Source organism: Oceanibaculum pacificum, from assembly GCF_001618175.1.
Taxonomy (GTDB): Bacteria; Pseudomonadota; Alphaproteobacteria; order Oceanibaculales; family Oceanibaculaceae; genus Oceanibaculum; species Oceanibaculum pacificum.
Map to the genome: position 1 here is coordinate 1 of NZ_LPXN01000155.1, position 16,364 is coordinate 16,364.

The 16,364-nt window shown below is 62.5% G+C and carries 14 protein-coding genes; 12 read left to right on the top strand and 2 right to left on the bottom strand.

Annotation, left to right across the window (positions count from 1 at the left end; genetic code table 11):
* Positions 1–80 precede the first annotated feature (80 nt).
* Positions 81–1,184, bottom strand: a complete 1,104-nt coding sequence (locus tag AUP43_RS16385; protein ID WP_067559615.1) for a cis-3-hydroxy-L-proline dehydratase — start codon at positions 1,182–1,184, stop codon at positions 81–83.
* Positions 1,185–1,360: 176 nt separating this feature from the next.
* Between AUP43_RS16385 and AUP43_RS16390 the strand changes: the two genes are divergently transcribed.
* From AUP43_RS16390 to AUP43_RS16430, 9 genes are all read left to right on the top strand, one after another.
* Positions 1,361–2,863, top strand: coding sequence for a M81 family metallopeptidase (locus tag AUP43_RS16390; RefSeq protein WP_067559618.1), 1,503 nt, complete (start codon positions 1,361–1,363; stop codon positions 2,861–2,863).
* A 66-nt stretch (positions 2,864–2,929) separates the two neighbouring features.
* On the top strand, positions 2,930–4,432 hold the full coding sequence (locus AUP43_RS16395; protein ID WP_067559622.1) for a M81 family metallopeptidase: 1,503 nt from the start codon (positions 2,930–2,932) through the stop codon (positions 4,430–4,432).
* Positions 4,433–4,674: 242 nt separating this feature from the next.
* The gene (locus AUP43_RS16400) at positions 4,675–6,270 is read left to right on the top strand and encodes an ABC transporter substrate-binding protein (protein ID WP_067559625.1); all 1,596 of its coding nucleotides are present in this window, start codon (positions 4,675–4,677) and stop codon (positions 6,268–6,270) included.
* A 50-nt stretch (positions 6,271–6,320) separates the two neighbouring features.
* Positions 6,321–7,262 carry an ABC transporter permease gene (locus AUP43_RS16405; protein ID WP_067559627.1) on the top strand — a complete coding sequence of 314 codons (942 nt, stop codon included), beginning with the start codon at positions 6,321–6,323 and terminating at the stop codon, positions 7,260–7,262.
* Positions 7,262–8,146 (top strand): ABC transporter permease, encoded by an 885-nt coding sequence (locus tag AUP43_RS16410; protein WP_067559630.1) that lies wholly within the window; start codon positions 7,262–7,264, stop codon positions 8,144–8,146. The genes AUP43_RS16405 and AUP43_RS16410 overlap by 1 nt, the downstream gene beginning before the upstream one ends.
* A 245-nt stretch (positions 8,147–8,391) precedes the next feature.
* Positions 8,392–9,540, top strand: a complete 1,149-nt coding sequence (locus AUP43_RS16415; protein ID WP_067559633.1) for a TRAP transporter substrate-binding protein — start codon at positions 8,392–8,394, stop codon at positions 9,538–9,540.
* Positions 9,541–9,642: 102 nt separating this feature from the next.
* The gene (locus tag AUP43_RS16420) at positions 9,643–10,260 is read left to right on the top strand and encodes a TRAP transporter small permease subunit (RefSeq protein WP_067559636.1); all 618 of its coding nucleotides are present in this window, start codon (positions 9,643–9,645) and stop codon (positions 10,258–10,260) included.
* Positions 10,257–11,606: a TRAP transporter large permease gene (locus AUP43_RS16425; protein ID WP_067559639.1), complete on the top strand. Its 1,350-nt coding sequence runs from the start codon at positions 10,257–10,259 to the stop codon at positions 11,604–11,606. Before AUP43_RS16420 ends, AUP43_RS16425 begins: the two co-directional genes overlap by 4 nt.
* A 9-nt stretch (positions 11,607–11,615) precedes the next feature.
* Positions 11,616–11,792, top strand: a complete 177-nt coding sequence (locus AUP43_RS16430; RefSeq protein WP_157089397.1) for a hypothetical protein — start codon at positions 11,616–11,618, stop codon at positions 11,790–11,792.
* 44 nt (positions 11,793–11,836) lie between these two features.
* Here AUP43_RS16430 and AUP43_RS16435 read toward each other — a convergent pair whose 3' ends face one another.
* Positions 11,837–13,021, bottom strand: a complete 1,185-nt coding sequence (locus AUP43_RS16435) for a DUF4340 domain-containing protein (RefSeq protein ID WP_067559645.1) — start codon at positions 13,019–13,021, stop codon at positions 11,837–11,839.
* Positions 13,022–13,254: 233 nt separating this feature from the next.
* On the opposite strand from AUP43_RS16435, the gene AUP43_RS16440 reads away from it, so the two are divergent.
* From AUP43_RS16440 to AUP43_RS16450, 3 genes are all read left to right on the top strand, one after another.
* Complete coding sequence (locus AUP43_RS16440) at positions 13,255–13,635, top strand: hypothetical protein (protein ID WP_157089398.1); 381 nt, start codon at positions 13,255–13,257, stop codon at positions 13,633–13,635.
* A 110-nt stretch (positions 13,636–13,745) separates the two neighbouring features.
* On the top strand, positions 13,746–15,368 hold the full coding sequence (locus AUP43_RS16445) for an ABC transporter substrate-binding protein (RefSeq protein ID WP_157089399.1): 1,623 nt from the start codon (positions 13,746–13,748) through the stop codon (positions 15,366–15,368).
* A gap of 47 nt (positions 15,369–15,415) precedes the next feature.
* Positions 15,416–16,364, top strand: a 949-nt coding sequence (locus AUP43_RS16450; protein ID WP_157089400.1) for an ATP-binding cassette domain-containing protein, incomplete at its 3' end; no start/stop codon positions are given.

Below are 16,364 nucleotides of genomic sequence, written 5' to 3' on the forward strand. Positions count from 1 at the left end.
TGACCTCATGCTGAGGAGCGCTCGCCCAATCCCTTGGGCGGGCGCGTCTCGAAGCATGGGGCAGCTTGCGCGCCCCTTCCTCACTCCACGCTGAACACCGGTTCGCCCAGCACGTCCAGGCGCGGTGTCACGCCCAGGCCCGGCGCGGTCGAGGCGCTCATGCGGCCCTGACGGCGCTGCGGCGCGCCTTCGGCCAGGGAGACGGTGACGTAGGAGTTGAAGTCGGTCGCCGAGAACAGGAAATCGGCCGGCGTCGAATGGGCGAGATGGGCGATGGCGGCGGTGGTGATATCGCCGCCCCAGGTATCCTCGATGGTCATGGCGATGCCGAGCGACAGGCAGAGGTCGCGAATCTGCCGCGCCTTGGTCAGGCCGCCGACCTTGGAGATTTTCAAATTGATCACGTCCATTGCCAGGTCGGACGCGCCGCGCAGCACGGCCGGCAATCCGTCGATCACCTCGTCCAGGATGAAGGGCTTGGGCGTGCGGCGCCGGATCGCCAGGCATTCCTCGTAGGACGGGCAGGGCTGCTCGATATAGATATCGACATCGCGCACCCCTTCGACCACGCGCGCCGCCTCATGCATCAGCCAGCCGGTATTGGCATCGGCGATCAGCACGTCGCCGGGCAGCAGCTTCTCGGACACGGCATGGATGCGCGCGATATCGGTATCCGCGTCGCCGCCGACCTTAAGCTGGAACTTCGTGTAGCCCTCGGCCCGGTAGCCGGCGACGTTGGCGGCCATGGCGTCCGGCGTGTCCTGCGAGATGGCGCGGTAGAGCAGCAGATCCTCGCCGCAGCGCCCGCCCAGCAGGGTGACGGCGGGCAGGCCGGTCGCCTTGCCCAGAATGTCCCAGCAGGCAATATCCAGCGGCGACTTCACATAGGGATGGCCGCGCATCGCCTGATCCATCACCCGGTTGATCGTGCCCAGGTCGCGCGGATCCAGCCCGAGCAGCTTCGGCGCCAGCTCCTTGATGCCGGTGCGCGCGCCATTGGCATAGGCCGGCAGATAAGCCGGCCCCAGCGGGCAGACCTCGCCATGGCCGGTGATGCCGGCATCGGTCTCGACCGCGACCACGGTGGAATCGAACACCTCCACCGACTTGCCGTCGGCCCATTTATAGCTGCCCTCATGCAGCGGCAGGTCGATTTGATAGGCGGAAATACGGGTGATCTTCATGGTGGCGTTCGCTCCCTGGCACGGCTTCTTTTTGCGTTTCCGAGACTAACCTTGGAGTCAGGCGCTTGCCATAGAAGTTTACGGATCGGCTAATGGAGGCTTGACGTCAGTTGTAAAGGAAGTTTGCATATCAGCCAGTCACGAAAAACAAAACGACCGAACAGGGGTTTGTCTCGATGCATTTCTTGTTTGCCATGATGAAACACGAGACGAACACTTTTTCCCCGGTACCGACGCCGCTGGAGCGCTTCGCGCGGGGCCGGGGCGTGCCCCCGGAGGGGCAGGAGGCGGTAGCGGCTTATCGCGGCACGCAGAGCGCGCTGGCGGCCTTCATCGACATTGCGGAGAAGGAAGGGGCGAGTTTCGACGTCGCCATCGCGGGTGCCGCCTGGCCGTCCGGCCCGGTCGAGGACAAGGCCTATGACTACATGGTCGGCAAAATCCTGGACGCGGCCAAAAGCCGGAAATACGACGCCATCTTTCTCGATCTGCATGGGGCGATGGTCACCGAAAGCCATGAGGATGGCGAAGGCCAGCTGCTGGTGAAGCTGCGGCAGATAGCGCCCGAGACGCCGATTGCCGTCGCGCTCGACATGCACACCAATTTGTATTCGGAGATCGTAGACAACGCCACGGTCGTCGCCGGCTACCAGACCTATCCGCATATCGATGTGTATGAGACCGGCATGCGCGCCGGCCTGCCGCTGATGCAGGCGCTGAAGGGGGCGGCGAAGCCGACCATGTCCTGGGGCAACCGGCCGATGCTGCCGCATGTGATGCGCCAGGGCACCGATGATTTCCCGAACAAGCAAATCCAGCAGCGCGCCCGCGAGATGGAGCAGGAGGGCGCGCTGGTCGCGACCCTGTTCACCGGCTTCCCGCACGCCGATATCTATAATGCCGGCCTGTCTGTCGTGGTCGTCACCGACAATGACCCGGCGCTGGCGCAGAAATACCGCGACGAGCTGCTCGACTTCGCCTGGAAGGAGCGCGAGGCCTTCGTCTACAAGCTGGAGCCGCTGGCCGAATCGGTCAGCCGCGCCAAGGGCATGAAGGACGGCCCTGTGGTTCTGCTCGATCATTTCGACAATGCGGCTTCCGGCGGCACGATGGACACCACCGCCGTGCTGGGCGAGATCATCCGCCAGGGGCTGGATAATGTCGCCTTCTTCGCGATCCATGATCCCGAGGCGGTGCAGCAGATGATCAAGGCCGGCATCGGCGCGCAGATGACGATCAAGCTGGGCGGCAAGATCCCCATGCCGCTGCTGTCCGCCGATGCGGTCAGCGAGCCGCTGGAGGTGACCGGCAAGGTGCGGGTGATCACCAATGGCGAGTTCCGTAATCGCGGGCCGATGAGCACCGGCATCCTGAACGATATGGGGCCGACGGCGGTGTTCGATACCGGCAAGGTGGAGATCGTCGTCATCTCGCGCCATCAGGAACCGAATGACCTGAACTGCTTCTACAGTCTGGGCATCGACCCGCTGGCGAAGAATTACCTGTGCCTGAAGAGCCGGGTGCATTGGGGGGCGGGCTTCAAGCCGGTGATGACGGGCGTGGTGGAATGCGCCGGCGTCGGCGTCTGCACGTCAGACTATAACCAGTTGGATTTTAAGCATGTTCGGCGGCCGGTTTATCCGCTGAACCTGATCAACGATCCGTCCGCGGGAGCGTAAACACAGACGATAGTGCCCGCGCTTCGCGCCTGAGGGCGACGCCAGGGCAGGAGGGTTAAAACCGGCATGCATCTCATCCTCGCGATGATGAAACACGAAACCAATACCTTCTCGCCGCTACGGACGGATTGGGCGCGCTTCGAAGCGTGGGGAGCTTTCACGGGGGATTCCGCCCGCCAGGCTTTCGAGGGCACGGCGATGCCGCTGGGTGCCTATATCAAGCTGGCCAGGGAACGCGGGGCCAGCTTCGCCATCCCGATGGCCGCCGAGGCCATGCCCTCCGGCCCGGTCGAGCGCGACGCCTATGAGCGGATGGCGAACGCGATCTGCGAGGAAGTCGCCAAGGGCTGCGATGGCGTGCTGCTCGACCTGCATGGCGCGATGGTCACGCAGGATGAGGAGGACGGGGAGGGCGAGCTGCTTGCCCGCATCCGCAAGATCGCACCCGATATCCCCATCGCCGTCACGCTGGACCTGCACACCAACCTCACCAGGCGCATGGTGGAGAATTGCACTGCGCTGATCGGCTACAAAACCTATCCGCATGTCGATATGTACGAGGTGGCGGAGCAGATCGGCCGAATCGTGCTGGACAGCATGGAAGGCAAATGCCGTCCCGTCATGTCCTGGATCAACCTGCCGCTGCTCTCCCAGACGCTGAAGCAGGGCACGGATGACGAGCCGATGAAGTCGCTGATCGCCATGACGCGGGAGGCGGAGGCGCAGCCCGGCATCCTGGCGGCCTCGGTGTTCGGCGGCTTCCCGATGGCCGATATCCAGGAGGCCGGCACCTCGGTCATCATCGTCGCCGATGGCGACCGGGAGAAGGCCGATAAGGTGCGCGACGACATCGCCAAGCGGACCTGGGCGGCGCGAGAGACGTTCATCTACCAGCACGAGCCGCTGGAACAGGCGGTCGCCCGCGCCAAGACGCTCACCGACGGCCCGGTGCTGCTGCTCGATCACGCCGACAATACCGGCTCCGGCGGCACCCAGGACGTGATGACGGTGATCGGCGAGGTGATCCGCCAGGGGCTGGAGGATGTCGCCGTCGCCGCCGTGTGGGACCCGGAGGCGGTGCAGCAGATGGCGAAGGCCGGCGTCGGGTCCACGGTCACGCTGAAGCTGGGCGGGCGCACCGACATGCCCTCCATCGGCCGCACCGGCGAGCCGCTGGAAATCACCGGCAAGGTGCGCACCGTCACCGATGGCGAATGGATCGTGCGCGGGCCGATGTATACCGGCGTTACCGTGAAGATGGGGCCGACGGCGGTGCTGGACACCGGCAAGGTGCAGATCGTCATCGTCTCGCGCCATCACGAGCCCTGGGATACCGGCGTGTTCCGCTCCGTCGGCATCCAGCCGGAACATAAACGCTACCTGATCTTGAAGAGCCGCATCCATTACCGTGCCGGTTTCGCGCCGCTGGCCAAGGCGACGATCACCTGCGACGGCCACGGAGTCACCACGTCCGACAACAGCATTCTGGAGTTCAAGCGCGTGCGGCGGCCGATTTATCCGCTCGACCGGCTGAACGAGGATACTCTCTTGCCACCGGCTGCCGATTAATGATGCAGTCGGGGGGAACTGCCTGGAACGAAGGCAGGCCTGTTTAAACGGCAGGCAGATAACAAAGAACAGAACAGGAGGCGTACGAGACAATGAATAAGAAGTGTAAACAAAAATAACAGGTTGAGAGAGAAGCCGGGCGCCTCGGACGAGGTGGCACGGTTTTCGCGCTATCCGCATCCACAAGGGCGCAAAGCTCGGCCGGATGCGAGTCTGGGATGAACAGGAAAGGACACCGACAGATGCAGTTCAAACATATCTTGATGGGCGCGTGCGCCGCGCTTGCGCTGAGCGCGCCCCTGCTGGCCAGCGCGCCGGCCTCGGCCGAGACGGTGCTGCGCGTGGTCAAGCATTCGAGCCTGCGCGTGCTCGACCCGATCATGACCACCGCCTATATGTCGCGCAATCACGGCTACATGATCTACGACACGCTGCTTGCCATGGACGAGAAGCAGGTGGTGAAGCCGCAGATGGCCGAAAGCTGGAAAGTCAGCGATGACGGCCTGACCTACACCTTCACCCTGCGCGACGGGCTGATGTGGCACGACGGCACCCCGGTGACGGCGGAGGATTGCATCGCCTCGATCAAGCGTTGGGGCAAGAATGACGGCATGGGCCAGAAGCTCATGGAATTCACCAAGGAGATGAAGGCGCTCGACGCCAAGAGCTTCACGCTGGTGTTGAAGGAGCCCTACGGCCTGGTGCTGGAATCGCTGGGCAAGCCCAGCTCCAACGTGCCTTTCATGGTGCCGAAGAAGCTGGCCGAGACCCCGGCCTCCGAGCCGATGCCCGAGCAGATCGGCTCCGGGCCGTTCAAATGGGTGAAGGAGGATTTTCAGCCCGGCCTGAAAGCCGTCTACGCCAAAAACACCGACTATAAACCGCGTTCCGAGGCGCCGAGCTGGGCGTCGGGCGGCAAGGTGGTGAAAGTCGACAAGGTGGAATGGGTCACGATGCCCGACCACATGACCGCCGCCAACGCGCTGATCAATGGCGAGATCGACTATCTGGAAAACCCGCCGACCGACCTGTTACCGATCTTCGAGGCCGATTCGAACCTGGAGATGCGGATCATCAACAAGCTGGGCAGCCAGGTCATGGCGCGTCCGAACCATCTGCATCCGCCGTTCAACAATCCGAAAGTGTTGCAGGCGATGGCCTACGCCATCAACCAGAAGGACGTCATGGTCGGCATGATCGGCAATGACGAGCGTTATTATAAGACCTGCAACTCCTACTTCATCTGCGATACGACCTATGGCAGCGAGGCCGGCTCCGAGGGCATGATGAAGGGCGATATCGAGACCGCCAAGAAGCTGCTGAAGGAATCGGGCTATGACGGCACCAAGGTGCTGATCATGCACCCGACCGACGTGGCGACCCTCTCCAGCCATCCGCCGATCGTCGCCCAGGCGATGCGCAAGGCCGGCTTCAATGTCGAATTGCAGGCGATGGACTGGCAGTCTGTGGTCAGCCGCCGCGCCAAGAAGGATCCGGTGGATCAGGGCGGTTGGAACATGTTCATCACCACCTGGGTCGGCGCCGATTTGATCAACCCGGTCGCCAATCTGGGCGTCAATGGCAAGGGCGCCAATGGCGGCTGGTTCGGCTGGTACGAGAGCGCCAAGATGGAGGAGCTGCGCGACAAGTTCGCCCGCGAGACCGATCCGGCCAAGCAGAAGGCGCTGGCCGACGAAATCTCCAAGCTCGGCTGGTCGACGATCCCCAACCTGCCGCTCGGCCAGTTCTTCGCCGTCAGCGTGTTCCCGAAGACGCTGAAGGGCGTGCTGGACGGCCCGGCCCCGTACTTCTGGAACATCGAGAAGACCAAGGGCTGAGGATCGGTTCGTGAAACGAAGCGATAACGATAACAAGCGATTGGGCGACGATGTTTGCGTTTATTAGTCGCCGCATCCTGGCCACCATCCCCGTCATGGGGGTGGTGGCTATCGTGATTTTCCTGCTGCTGCGGCTGACGCCGGGCGATCCGGCGGCGATCATCGCCGGCGATTCGGCGACCGAGGCGCAGCTCATGGAAATCCGCGCCCGTCTCGGCCTCGACCAGCCGATCTATATCCAGTTCTTTAGCTGGATATGGCGGCTGCTGCAGGGCGATCTGGGCATCTCCATCATCTCCAACATTCCTGTCTCGACGATGATCGCCCAACGGCTGGAGCCGACCCTGGCCCTGGCGGTGACGACGATCATCTTCGCCGTCCTGGTGGCGGTGCCGCTGGGCGTGATCGCGGCCTGGCGCCACGGCACGTTGATCGACCGGGCGGTCATGATCTTCTGCGTCATGGGCTTCTCGGTCCCGGTTTTTGTGCTGGGCTATCTATGGATATACGGCATCTCGATCAATCTGCGCTGGCTGCCGGTGCAGGGTTACAAGGCCATCGGCGACGGCTTCTGGCCGTTCTTCCAGCGCTTGATCCTGCCGACGCTGACCTTGAGCGTGATCTATATCGCGCTGATCGCCCGCATCACCCGGGCCAGCGTGCTGGAGATTCTGGATGAGGATTACATCCGAACGGCCCGCGCCAAGGGGCTGACGGAAGGGCGGGTGCTGCTGGTGCATGCGCTGCGCAATGCGGCGGTGCCCATCATCACCATTGTCGGCATCGGCATAGCGCTGCTGATCAGCGGCGTGGTGGTCACGGAAAGCGTGTTCAACCTGCCCGGCCTGGGTCGTCTGACGGTCGATGCGGTGCTGGCGCGCGATTATCCGGTGATCCAGGGCGTTATCCTGGTCTTCGCCTTCGTTTACGTGATCGTCAATCTGCTGATCGACCTGTCTTACACCTTCTTCGACCCGAGGATACGCTACTGATGGCCGCAAATACGCAAAGCGCCGCCGTCCCGGTGACGGTATCCAAGCCGGGCCGGGCCATATGGGTGCAGGCCAGCCGCAATCCCGGCGTGCTGATCGGCGGTTTCGTGCTGACCCTGATGGCCCTGATCGCAATCTTCGCGCCGCTGCTGGGCACTGTCGATCCCGTGAATCTCGACCCCGTGGCCCGTTTGAAGAAGCCATTCACCGAATGGTTTCTGGGCACCGACGCTTTCGGCCGCGACATTTATTCGCGCGTGATCTATGGCGCGCGGATATCGCTGATCGTCGGGGCCGGGGCGGCGATTCTCAGCATCGTCATCGGGCTGTTCGTCGGCCTGATCTCCGGCTATTTCCGCATGGTCGACGCCATCGTCATGCGGATCATGGACGGGCTGATGGCGATTCCCGGCATCCTGCTGGCCATCGCGCTGGTCTCGCTGTCCGGTGCCTCGCTGGTGACGGTGATGGTGGCGATCACCATTCCGGAAATTCCGCGCGTGGTGCGGCTGGTCCGCTCCGTCGTGCTGTCGATCCGGGAGGAGCCCTATGTCGAGGCGGCGATCTCCATCGGCACGCCGCTGCCGCTGATTCTGATCCGCCACGTCATGCCCAACACTTTTGCGCCGCTGATCGTGCAGGGCACCTATATCTGCGCCTCGGCGATGCTGACGGAAGCGATTCTGAGCTTCCTGGGCGCCGGCATTCCGCCGGAAATTCCGACTTGGGGGAACATCATGGCCGAGGGCCGGGTGTATTTCCAGATCGCGCCGTGGATCATTTTATTCCCCGGCATCTTCCTGTCGCTGACCGTTCTGGGCGTTAATATTTTGGGCGACGGGCTGCGCGACACCCTGGACCCGAGGCTCGCCAAGAGGGTTTAACCCGGTTTATTTCCACGATACGGCATAATCTAACGCGGGACGCCCAGTCCCGCGTTTTTTTGTTGCTAGACTCGTCGGTCTACTGCAACTCTATCCGCGAGTGGTATTTCCACTTCAATATCCGTCTGTCGCGAGTCGTGGAGGGCAATTCTTCGTCAATCGAGAAGCGTAAGAATAATAAGTCGCGAACAGGCGACAGCGGATGGTTTTGACGACCACCGAGAAAATGAACGGGAGGAGTAGAAGTGAACACGGAACAGAAGGCGACTTCGCGTCGCACATTCCTGAAGAACACCACGGTTGCCACGGCGGCGACGGCGGGCGCCGTTGCCGGTGTCGGCACCCTGGCCGCGCCGGCGGTTCTCGCCCAGGCGCCAATCGTGCTGAAGATGCAGTCTTCCTGGCCGTCCTCGGATATTTTCCAGGATATGGCCAAGCAGTATGTCGAGCGTGTCGAGGCGATGTCGAACGGCCGCCTGAAGATCGATCTGCTGCCGGCCGGCGCCGTCGTCGGCGCCTTCCAGGTGCAGGATGCCTGCCATGACGGCATCATCGATGCCGCCCACACCGTGCCGGTCTATTGGTACGGCAAGAACAAGGCTGCCTCGCTGTTCGGCACCGGCCCGGTGTTCGGCGCCAATGCCGCGCAGATGATCGCCTGGCTGTATCATGGCGGCGGCTATGAGTTCTATCGCGAGCTGACGCAGGACATTCTGGGGCTCGACATCGTCGGCTTCATGGGATTCCCGATGCCGGCGCAGCCGCTGGGCTGGTTCAAGAAGCCGCTGGATTCGGCCGATCAGCTCAAGGGCCTGAAATACCGCACCGTGGGTCTGGCGGCCGATCTGTTCCAGGCCATGGGCGCCAGCGTCGCGCAGCTGCCGGGCGGCGAAATCGTGCCGGCCATGGAGCGCGGCGTGATCGACGCGTTCGAGTTCAACAACCCGACCTCGGACATGCGCTTCGGTTCCCAGGACGTGGCGAAGAACTACATGCTGTCCTCCTACCACCAGGCCAGCGAGTCGTTCGAGTTCATCTTCTCCAAGCGTAAGTTCGAGAGCCTGCCGCCGGATCTACAAGCCATTCTGAAGTACGGCGTGGAAGCGGCGCATGCGGCGAACTACGCGCTGGCGATGCATCAGTACTCGATGGATCTGGACAAGCTGCAGAAGGAATCCGGCGTCAAGGCGATCCGCACCCCCGATTCGGTGCTGAAGTCGCAGCTCGAAGCCTGGGACAAGATTCTGCCGCCGCTGATGAAGGACGCTTACTTCGCCAAGGTTGTCGAAAGCCAGAAGAAGTGGTGCGAGCGGGTCGTGTTCTACGACCTGATGAACGCCCCGGATTACAAGCTGGCCTACCAGCATTACTTCCCCGGCAAGATCACTTTCTAAGACCTTGCCAACCATCTGAAAAACAAGAAAGTCCGGCCCTCGGGTCGGGCTTTCTTCCAGATGGGGTCCAGTAATCCGCACTCATCTTTCGCGAGCGTACCGATGCTGCAATATATACGATTTGCCGACAAGCTATCCGCTTGGTTCGGCAAGGCTTTCGCCTGGTGCGTCATGGTCATGACGCTGGGGGTGGGGTACGAGGTCTTCGTGCGCTACGTCCTGAACGCGCCGACGGTCTGGGCGTTCGATCTGACCTACATGATGTATGGCACCATGTTCATGCTGGGCGGGGCCTATACCCTGTCCCGCAATGGCCATGTCCGGGGCGATTTCATCTATCGCCTGTGGTCGCCCAGAACGCAGGCCAAGGTCGAACTGGTCCTGTATTTCATCTTCTTCTTCCCCGGCATCCTGGCCTTGATCCTGTCGGGCTGGCGTTATGCCAGCCGATCCTGGCGCTATCTCGAAGTTAGCGTCATGAGCCCTGCGAATATTCCGATCTATCAATTCAAGACGGTGATTATCGTGGCCGGCGTGCTGCTGCTGATCCAGGGCATCGCCCAGGTCTGCCGCTGTCTCATTACCATCCGTGACGGCGAATGGCCGGAAGCCGAGCAGGATGTGGAGGAGTTGGAGACGATCTTGCAAAAAGAAGGGGCGGCCGCCCTGCAATCGACCGGCGCGGCCGGCACCGCAACTCCTAAGGTGGACAGGCCATGAGTGATCCCGTTGTCGCGATAATGATGCTGGGGCTGTTCATCATTATCATCATGTTGGGTTTCCCCATCGCCTTCACCTTGATGGCCATGGGCATCGGCTTCGGCTACTACGCCTATTTTGATGCCGAGCGGATGCGCACGATCTTCGATAACCGCATCTTCGATTTGTTCGTCAACCAGACCTACTCGGTCATGGCGAACGACGTGCTGACGGCGATACCGCTTTTCCTCTTCATGGGATATATCGTCGAACGCGCCAATATCGTCGACCGGCTGTTCACAACGCTTAGCGTGGCGACGCGCCGGGTGCCGGGCTCGATGGCGGTGGCGGCGTTGATCACCTGCGCGCTGTTCGCCACCGCGACCGGCATCGTCGGCGCCGTGGTGACGCTGATGGGCCTGCTGGCCTTTCCGGCGATGCTTAAAGCGCGCTACGACACCAGCTTCGCATCGGGCGTGATCTGCGCCGGCGGCACGCTGGGCATCCTGATTCCGCCTTCGATCATGCTGATCGTCTATGCGGCGACATCGGGTGTCTCCATCGTGCGGCTCTATGCCGGCGCCCTGGTGCCGGGCTTCCTGCTGGCCGGCCTCTATTTGCTCTACATTCTGGTCCGGGCCTGGATGCAGCCGCAATTGGCGCCGAAGCCGGAGAAGCAGGAGGATGTGCCGATCAGCACGGTGCTGAAGATGCTGGCGACCTCGTTCTTCCCGCTGGCTTTCCTTATCCTGTCGGTGCTGGGGGCGATCCTGTTCGGTCTCGCCACGCCGTCGGAGGCGGCGGCCATAGGCGCATTGGGCGGTTTGCTGCTGGCCGTCGTTTACCGGGCTCTGACCTGGAAGCGGCTGCAGGAATCGGTCTATCTGACCATCCGGACCACCGCCATGGTGTGCTGGCTGTTCGTCGGTTCCTGGGTGTTCGCCTCGGTGTTTTCCTATCTCGGCGGCGAACATGTGGTCAGCGAATTCGTCAGAGGGCTCGATCTGACGCCGCTGGAATTCCTGCTTCTGGCCCAGCTAATCATCTTCCTGCTCGGCTGGCCTCTGGAGTGGTCGGAGATCATCATCATCTTCGTGCCGATTTTCCTGCCCTTGCTGCCCTTGTTCGATATCGATCCGCTCTTCTTCGGCATTTTGATCGCGGTCAATCTACAGACCTCGTTCCTGACGCCGCCGATGGCGATGTCGGCCTATTACCTCAAGGGTATCGCACCGCCGTATGTGCAGCTGGTGCAAATCTTCAAAGGCTCCTTGCCCTATGTGGTGATGGTGTTCATGACGATGATCCTGCTCTACACCGTGCCGGGGATCGTCTATTGGCTGCCCACTCTGATGTACGGAAAGTAGGGGATGACCATGATACTCGACAAAATTCTGGGCCTGATCGCCCTGCTGTTCTTCGTCGGTTTTCTGGGCATCATCATCTTTTCCGTGAAGCAGCCGGCTCTGATAATTGTGGCGGCGCTTGGCATCGCCATGGTGGCCTACGATTTCTGGCTGCAGCTATTCAAAGAGAATAAGGGTCGCTATTAACGACTGACGCGATCCTGTCTTGACGACCGGCAAGCCCGGCGACGCTATCTTGGCGTCGCCGGGTTTTCCGTTTCCGGAGCCGGCTGAGAGGCGGGGGCGGATGGGCTGGTCGACGAACTGCCGGATGGGCGCTGCTCGATCATTTCGTCGGTCTTGGTCACCAATCCGCCCAGCATGAATTCCGGTAGCAGGAAGCGCCATCCATCGGTGCGTCCCTCGATGCGGCTGGCTTCCGCGCGGGCGTTGGAGGTGGCGCCATCCACTGTGTCGGCGTCGATCTGCGTCCAGGCTCCGCCTTCCAGCCGGAACATATCGAGCGAGATGCGCAGGCCCTCGCGGGTAACGAAGACATATTTGGCGAAGGGCAGCCCGTCTTCCGATATGCCGGATTCGCTGCTGCGCACTTGCGAGAATTGCAGCTTCTCCAGTGCGGCGGCCGTACGGGTCATCATCCAACTTTCCGCGATGCGGCCCCCTTCCGGCATTTCGGTGGGGGCGAACGCGTCGCCCTGTTCCTGACGTTCGATGGTGAGCACCTTGCCTTCCGTATCGGTGGTGACGACCGACTGGATACGGTCCCGGGGGATATCCAGCACCACCGGATCGATCCATTTCAACGGGTCGGCGAGCAGGGTGATCGGCCGGTCCGAGAGGAAGACGGTATTGTCGCTTGTGCGGTCGATATAAGTGCGGGTGATCTGCGCCCCGCCCGGCGCCGCCACCACCGCGCCGATCCGTGCGGCCGCCACCATCTCGCCGTCCGGGCCCTCTATGTTAATGGGGATCGCCGTGGCCAGCGGATCCTGGGTCGACGCACCGCCGCCCGCCATGCCGCCCTCGGCGACCCGCGTGCCACGCATGCCGCTCAACTCGCGCAGCATATGCTCGACCTTTCCGCTATCGGCGGGATATTCGTCCCAATCGGCGAGGCGCCAGCCATCGTCCCGCTTCACCAGGGAGAAACGGTCGGCGTTGGCTCCAATGGCAAGCGTGGTGCCAGCCGCGGGAATCGCCTGCAGGTCGGGGAACAGCACCGTATCGGGGTCGGTCGATGCGCTTTCCCCCACCGTTTGACTTTGCATCAGGCTGTAGCCGAAGCCGACAATGCCGATAACGGCGACGATCGAAAGCAACAGCAACATATTGCCGATCCGGCCGACCGTACCCTTGCCGCTGCCGGGGCCGCGCGATCCGCCGGCCGCTCCTGGCCAATCCTGTTGATTGCTCACACTGTGCTCCGTCCTTGTTGCCGGCTGGTTATGAAGTATCCGAATGGCGCGGTAAGCAGATGCCCGCTGCGCCACGAATTACCGTTCCATATGGGCGCGTATACCGAGGGTGCAATCACTGAATGCTGGACAATAGCGCTATCTCGGTAGAGCCGTTGATCTGCGCCATAAAATCCTCTTTTTTGCGATCATAGGATTTGAGGGCAATCCCGATGGCGGAATATTAGAAAAGCATGGCACGTAACCGGCGTATTTTTTTCAAACAGAAGCGAAGATCTCCTGTTCCCTGGATGGTTGCCGGCACGTTTCTGTCTGCCGGTCTGGCGTGGGCGGCAATGGGATGGTTGCCCTGGTCGAAGGATTTGCCGACGTGCAACAGCTCGGTCTCGCGCAACGAGCTGGAGGAAATGCTGCAATCCGAGCAGCAAGGCGGCAAATTCGTCATTACCCGTTACCGTGAAAATCGTCGGGCCGTGATTGATGATCAGGTCAGGGAGCGCGACTGCATGGCCCGCGTGGTGGTCAACGGGGCGGTGCATGTCGTCCATTACCACATCGTGGTCAGTGAAAATTCCGATGGGTATCACATTGGCATAGAGACCACCGGTCTCTAGAATCCGCAAGCTGGCTGGACAGTCACCGCGCGCCCTTACATCATAGCCTGGTATGCTCACGGTCGCCTATAGGGGGCGTGGCCGTCGTGGCATCGCGCGGGGCGTGAAAAATGATAAAAACGAGACGCGGCAGCCGGCCTCACCGGCCCGCCATCCTGATGGCTGCCTGCCTGCTTTTCTCCCTCCCAATCTTGCTTCCGGCCGCGCATGCCGAGGATAGCGATAGCGTACTGCGTGTGGTGCCGCAGGCGGGATTGCGAGCACTCGATCCGCACGCGACCACAGCCTATGTGACTCGCAATCACGGCTACATGGTCTATGACACGCTCTTCGCGCTGGATGCGGCGCTGCGCCCGCAGCCGCAGATGGTGGAGCATGTCTCGGTCAGCGACGATGGGCTGACCTATGATTTCACCCTGCGCCCCGGCCTGGCCTGGCATGACGGATCGCCGGTGACGGCCGAGGATTGCGTCGCCTCGCTGCGGCGCTGGGCCACCCGCGACGCCATGGGCCAAAGGCTGATGGCGCTGACCGCGACGCTGGCGGCGCTGGACGAGATGCGCTTTCAGCTGACCCTGACGGAACCCTATGGGCTGGTGCTGGAATCGCTCGGCAAATTGAGCGCCACCGCGCCCTTCATCATGCCAAAGCGCCTGGCCGCGACGCCGGCCGATACGCCGGTGACCGAGGCCATCGGCTCCGGCCCGTTCGTGTTCGACCCTGCCGAGTGGCGCGCTGGCGACCGGGCCGTCTATCGCCGAAATACCGCCTACCGTCCCCGGACCGAGCCGCCGAGCGGCGCCGCCGGGGGAAAGATCGTCCATGTCGACCGGGTGGAGTGGCTGCGCATGCCCGATGCCGCAACCGCCGCCCAGGCGCTGATCGCCGGCGAGGTGGATTATCTGGAGACGCCAAGCCCGGACCTGGTGCCGATGCTGCGTGCGTCGCCGGGCATCGCGGTCGATGTGCTGGACCCGATGGGGGCCATCGGCATCCTGAGGCCGAACCATGCCGCCCCGCCTTTCGACAACCAAAAGGCGCGCCAGGCGCTGCTGTGGCTGGTCGACCAGCGCGAATATATGCAGGCAGCGGTCGGCAATCCGGAATTCTTCGGCTCCTGCCTGTCTTTTTATCCTTGCGGCAGCCATCTCGCCAGCGACGCCGGCAGCGCGGCCCTGGCGGCCAAGGATATCGAGCATGCCCGCGCGCTGTTCACCGAGGCCGGCGTGCTGGGCCAGACCGTCGCCATCCTGCAGGTTACGGATGTGCCCTCGATGAGCGCGCTGGCGCTGGTCGCCGCGCAGGGGCTGCGCGAAGCTGGCATGAAGGTCGATCTGCAGGCGATGGATTTCGCCGGCGCGGCCGCGAGGCGCGCCAGCAGAGCGCCGGTGGAGCAGGGGGGCTGGAGCCTGCTCACGACCTGGATGCAAGCGCCAGACGCCGCCAATCCGATTGCCAGTATTCCGATGGCCGCGGGCTGCGAGACGGCCTGGTTCGGCTGGCCCTGCGATGCCGCGCTGGAGACGCTGCGCAGCGATTATGCGCGCGAGACAGACCCGGCAAAGCGGCGCGACATCGCCATTGCGATCCAGGAACGCAACTTCGCCAGCACCGTCACGCATATACCGGTCGGAACATGGTTCAATCCGGTGGCATATCGCGATAGTCTCAAGGGGTTGATCAAGGCGCCGGTTCTCATTCTGTGGAATGTGGAGAAGAGCGCCAAAGGTTGACAGGGAAGCACCAGACGACGGCGAAGCGTCTAGGAGATGGAAAAAATATGTCCGACAAGCCCGTACTGGAAGTCAAAGGCCTCACTGTTCGCCTGCCCCGAAGCGCCGATCGCGCGCATGCGGTCGAGAACATCACTCTCGAAGTCCGCTCAAAGGAAATCCTCTGCGTCGTCGGCGAGTCCGGTTCCGGCAAGTCGGTGACCGCACATACGGTGATGGGCCTGCTGCCGAAGAAGCAGCTTACCCCGATCGCCGGCGAGATTCTGCTGCAAGGCGAGGATTTGCTGAAAGCCAGCGACTCGCGGATGCGCGAGCTGCGCGCGAGCCGCATGTCGATGATCTTCCAGGAGCCGATGACGGCGCTGAATCCGGTCATGACCGTCGGCGATCAGATCGACGAGCTGCTGCGCGTCCATACCGACATGTCGCAGGCCGAACGGCTGAAGCGCGTGCTGGCGGTGATGGAGGATGTACGCCTGCCGGATCCGGAGAAGATGCGCACCGCCTATCCGCACCAGCTTTCCGGTGGCCAGCGCCAGCGCATCATGATCGCCATGGCGCTCGCCCTCGACCCCGTGCTGCTGATCGCCGACGAGCCGACGACCGCGCTGGATGTCACCACCCAGGCGCAGATTCTGCGGCTGATCAAGGATTTGCAGACCCGCCACGATACCGGCGTGCTGTTCATCACCCATGATTTCGGCGTGGTGGCGGAGATCGCCGACCGTGTCGCCGTCATGCAGTATGGCAAGCTGGTGGAGTTCGGCGAGGCCAAGCAGATATTGCGCAACCCGCAGCACCCCTATACGCGCATGCTGATCTCCTCGGTGCCGTCGATTACGCCGAAGCATCGCGAGCCGGTCGGAAACGCGCCGATCGTGCTGGAGACGCAAGGGCTGGACAAGACCTATGGCGGCAGCGGTTTCTTCAACCGCGACCGCGTGGTGCATGCGGCGAAGGATGTGAATTTGACCGTCCGGCGCGGCGAGACGCTGG

Excerpts from the sequence above, each read along its gene's own strand:
- AUP43_RS16390 (WP_067559618.1), top strand. The coding sequence starts at position 1,361 with ATGCATTTCTTGTTTGCCATGATGAAACACGAGACGAACACTTTTTCC.
- AUP43_RS16445 (WP_157089399.1), top strand. The coding sequence starts at position 13,746 with ATGATAAAAACGAGACGCGGCAGCCGGCCTCACCGGCCCGCCATCCTG.
- AUP43_RS16420 (WP_067559636.1), top strand. The coding sequence starts at position 9,643 with ATGCTGCAATATATACGATTTGCCGACAAGCTATCCGCTTGGTTCGGC.
- AUP43_RS16405 (WP_067559627.1), top strand. The coding sequence starts at position 6,321 with ATGTTTGCGTTTATTAGTCGCCGCATCCTGGCCACCATCCCCGTCATG.
- AUP43_RS16430 (WP_157089397.1), top strand. The coding sequence starts at position 11,616 with ATGATACTCGACAAAATTCTGGGCCTGATCGCCCTGCTGTTCTTCGTC.
- AUP43_RS16425 (WP_067559639.1), top strand. The coding sequence starts at position 10,257 with ATGAGTGATCCCGTTGTCGCGATAATGATGCTGGGGCTGTTCATCATT.
- AUP43_RS16440 (WP_157089398.1), top strand. The coding sequence starts at position 13,255 with ATGGCACGTAACCGGCGTATTTTTTTCAAACAGAAGCGAAGATCTCCT.
- AUP43_RS16410 (WP_067559630.1), top strand. The coding sequence starts at position 7,262 with ATGGCCGCAAATACGCAAAGCGCCGCCGTCCCGGTGACGGTATCCAAG.
- AUP43_RS16395 (WP_067559622.1), top strand. The coding sequence starts at position 2,930 with ATGCATCTCATCCTCGCGATGATGAAACACGAAACCAATACCTTCTCG.
- AUP43_RS16385 (WP_067559615.1), bottom strand. The coding sequence starts at position 1,184 with ATGAAGATCACCCGTATTTCCGCCTATCAAATCGACCTGCCGCTGCAT.
- AUP43_RS16400 (WP_067559625.1), top strand. The coding sequence starts at position 4,675 with ATGCAGTTCAAACATATCTTGATGGGCGCGTGCGCCGCGCTTGCGCTG.